The 3736-nt window shown below is 55.9% G+C and carries 3 protein-coding genes; all 3 read right to left on the minus strand.

Annotated elements, in window-relative coordinates; all coding sequences use genetic code 11:
- Positions 1-799 precede the first annotated feature (799 nt).
- Positions 800-1171, minus strand: coding sequence for a cupin domain-containing protein (locus IVB32_RS01080; protein WP_247409572.1), 372 nt, complete (start codon positions 1169-1171; stop codon positions 800-802).
- A 122-nt stretch (positions 1172-1293) separates the two neighbouring features.
- Positions 1294-1503 carry a hypothetical protein gene (locus IVB32_RS01085; RefSeq protein ID WP_247409574.1) on the minus strand — a complete coding sequence of 70 codons (210 nt, stop codon included), beginning with the start codon at positions 1501-1503 and terminating at the stop codon, positions 1294-1296.
- A 1120-nt stretch (positions 1504-2623) separates the two neighbouring features.
- Complete coding sequence (locus tag IVB32_RS01090) at positions 2624-3469, minus strand: alpha/beta hydrolase (RefSeq protein WP_247409576.1); 846 nt, start codon at positions 3467-3469, stop codon at positions 2624-2626.
- Positions 3470-3736: the final 267 nt, after the last annotated feature.

Genomic DNA, 3736 nt, shown 5'->3' on the forward strand with positions numbered 1-3736 from the left:
CTGCCAAAATGCACCTCCCTTAGCTTGCAAATCAGCCAGAATCATACGCCTTATTTCGGTGGTTGCAATCCGCGCGAGTTAAGCAATCCCGTCAATGTGGCCGGCGATATCGGCTTCGCGGGCCTTGCCAGCCAGATTATCAGGTCCTTCCCTCGCGCCCGATGCCGGTGTCACACCTATGCTTCCGGTGGCTCTGACCTAGGCTGGTGCGAGAGCCGTTGTGCCTCCTCGTTCTGGACCTGCTCAAGCAAATCGAGGGTGGCGGCAAGGCCAGCGTAGGTTCGGGACACGTTTAAAAGCAGGTTGGCGACCCGCTTTGTCGTACCTTCAATGTTGGCGCGTGTTCGATATTCAGCCGCGAGTTTGCGGCACTGTTCAGAGCTTTGCCGTGCTGCCGTGATCATCCACACCCGCCCGCATGTCCCGAGCGCATGCTTACCGATTTGGATTTCTCAGTGCACGTCAAATCCGATTAAAGAACTACATACGAAGGTTTAGACGCTGCGATTGCAGCCGACCGAACAATGATTTCGGCGCGGGTGTCCGCATGGGCGAAGAGCTGAAATCCGAAGTGAATGAGCACCGAAGCGAAGGTCTGTTGCGGGTCACAGGCTGACTCCCGCACCGAGTTGCCCTAGGTCGGCTTATCTCCTCAAGGCAGACATAGCGGCCCTGTAAGCGAAGGTCGGCGACGGGCCAAGGGCGGACCTAACGGTCCACTTCCTTCAGGGCTGCGCACACTGTACGCGCGTGCGCAGCCGAATAGGCGGACCAGCCGCTAGGCTTAACTGCGGAAGGACTATTGAGCAGGCTCGATCATCGGCTTCCCTTTATCGATGATGTGCACTGTTAGCATTTTGAGGGTCTTATCGCCCGCAATTTTGAAGCCGGCGTGCGGCACGTCGCGAACGTTGATCGTCGCCGCTCCAGTAGGGAACTGGATTTCCTTGCCGTCGGGAAGAGCGAGCGTGGCTCCCTCCAAAACGTAGACTGCTTCTTCGCCGTGATGAGTGTGTCGCGCGAGATTATTTCCGGGAGCGACATCGACGACGCTGATAACGATCTCCATGTTTGTGCCGGTGAGATCGGATCGCTTCAGCTCTTGGCGGTTAGTCTGGGCCTGTGCTGCGCAGGTGAACGCGATTAACAAAGCAACGGCTAAACGAAGCATCTTCACTCTCCCCAAAATAGGCCAAGATTGGCGGTGTTAAAAAGGTTGGCGGTGTAAAGGACCATCCAAGCGCAACCAGCGCGCGAGGACAAGACGCACTGCACAATAGCCGTCCACTCCCTTCAAAGCAGCATCCTCTGCAGTAGCCGTTCTAGATCGCCTTCAAAGATGGTTTGTGTCGTCTCGAACAGGAGCAAAAGCTCCTCAGAGATCACCGTGTTGAAGCCCTTGGCGCGGTTTCGTTCGATGAGCCGGTGCTGCCTAGCAATGATATCGCGGCCCTTCTCAACATGGCAGCGGGCCAAAGCAACTTGTCCTTCGTGGGATAACATCATTGGGCTCCCCCTTTGTACAGGCGGGGAGCGCGATCTGTCTCTCAGCCACCGCGGCCTGGGTGGCCCCGTGGCGGTGATACTCGTTAACGCACGGCACTCGAGGAGGTTCAATCCAGAGCTTCCACTCCCTTCAAGGCAGCGAAATCTGTGTTGGTCTGCACTGGGTCATTCCGAATGCAAACGTCCGGTCTACCCCTGTAAGGCGACACATAGCTGCACCACGCCAACGGAAGCCATTGGCCAGCAGCAGACAAGCGAACAGCCTGATGCGACTGGGCCACCAACTATGTCAGCTATGGTCAGTTCTGGACGTGCTTGGCTACTTCAGAGCCAGACTGCTGCAGTACCACGGGATGTCGTTAGGTCTCCACCCCATCAGCATCGACGTCGCCCGGCACTCTTCGTAGGTCTTGAAGTTACCGACATTTCTGCAGGTGGGTGACAGTGCTGGATAGGCAGATATCGAGCAGCCGTGCCAAGGGGCGGTTCCGGATCTGAAGCTTGTGGAGCAACCGCCGACGCAGCTGCCGGTGATGCTCGCGTACTTTGCGAGCTTTGCTGAGTCCGAGCTGGGCGATACCAGTATCGTTCCAATGGTCGTCGCCGAGGAGGGGTGGTGTATAGCATGTCGCGCAAGCGCGTGCTGTTTCGGCTTCGGCCTAACCGTTGGAGCGTCAACAGTGACGTTGGGAAGGGTCGTTGCAGTTTGCGACAATGCCTGACTGCCCAATCCGGATATCATTAAGGCAATGCAAAAAGCTGGAGCGGATACACATGATGAGAACCTCACGATGACGTCTCCCCTATGTTCAGAACCCACGTTACTCGCTCTAGTTGAGAATAGAAGATCGTCGAATGAACACAAGCAGGAACCGGAGCTTGCAGCCGGTTCCTTGACGTCAGTTTTGGGTCAGGAGAGTCGGCTTGACCCAGCGCGCGAAGCTTCCGATCTACGCCTCTGAGCAGACATGTCGCGGCGCCGCTCTAATAGTCGCGAAGGACCAGGAACGGACTCGTGCAACCGCAGCAGTTTCTATTCCATCACCTCGTCGGCGCGGGCGAGCAGGGTCATTGGACCGAAAAACGAAAATGCAAGGTGTACCGGAAAAGGCTGTTTTCAATGCTCCGAAGTAAACTTCAAAACAGCTTGATTGAACGCCTTTGAGTTCTCAGCGGTCATTGCGTGACCCGCGTAAGGAATAATGACCGGCGGCTCGAAATTGCCCCGATTTTGCATCTCGGAGATCAAAACACCATACAGTGGCGGCGATTTCTCGCCATTTATCATAAGGACGGGGAAATTGAAATTCCGCAAATCTTCGTCTGTGGTGAGAGGAAGTGGATCATCGACGATCGCGGTCCGAATATTCTGAAGAAACTCTTTCTGCCGTCCCGCTGACAAACTCTGCCAAAAGTCCGGACCGACCAAGCGATGCATGAAGCGGGCCGTGCCGCCCTCAACATCTCCATTGGCTACATCTTTCCGCAACTCAGCAAACAAGTTTGATCGGAAGGCCGTCGCCTTTAAATTCGCTTCCGTTTCAGGAAGCTCAAGCCTGACACCTGCATCCGCCAGAATGAGGGTTCGGATGAGGTCAGGATATTTTTTCGCCACTTCGATAGCAACTGCACCGCCGCGAGAAACGCCCAACAAGTGGACCGGACCAAGATTCAGCTTTTCTACGAAGGCGCCCACATCGTCGGCGTGCTGGGCGAATGAGAAATCGTTTCCCACGCCGTCCCACAGTTCAGGGAAATAGTGCCTGAGGCTTACGTTCAGAACTCGATGTTGTTTGGAAAACGGTTCGATCTGATCCGGCCAAATTCGATAATCACAAAACGATCCATGGACCAGGACAAGCGGCGGGCCAGCTCCGCGATCTTGATACGCCATGGGATATCCATTGACCTCGATCCATTTTACATCAGCAGGGATCGGCCACTTCGGCGGTAGATAAGACATCAAAGAAGCTCCAGCATGGTCCGTCGATAGTCGGAAATCGTATCACTTTGGGATCGAGCAGAATACCAACTGCCCTGAGTCCGTTTAGGTCAAAGGCTGCCCTCTCCAGCCAGTATGACCTTGGTCGGGTCAGTTGCGCGAAGCGGACAGCCCCGCGCTCTGGGCTGAGGTCAGCCAGGGGCGAACAGCGGACCAACGTTGGGATGCCCGACCTCAGGCGAATACTCTGCGGCGGTGGCGAATGCTGGAGGGCGAGCGCCCATAGAG

Source organism: Bradyrhizobium sp. 23 (genome assembly GCF_023073295.1).
In the GTDB taxonomy this organism is placed as follows: domain Bacteria; phylum Pseudomonadota; class Alphaproteobacteria; order Rhizobiales; family Xanthobacteraceae; genus Bradyrhizobium; species Bradyrhizobium canariense_D.

Coding starts and splice junctions, on each gene's coding strand:
- IVB32_RS01090 (WP_247409576.1), bottom strand. CDS start 3,469: ATGTCTTATCTACCGCCGAAGTGGCCGATCCCTGCTGATGTAAAATGG.
- IVB32_RS01085 (WP_247409574.1), bottom strand. CDS start 1,503: ATGTTATCCCACGAAGGACAAGTTGCTTTGGCCCGCTGCCATGTTGAG.
- IVB32_RS01080 (WP_247409572.1), bottom strand. CDS start 1,171: ATGCTTCGTTTAGCCGTTGCTTTGTTAATCGCGTTCACCTGCGCAGCA.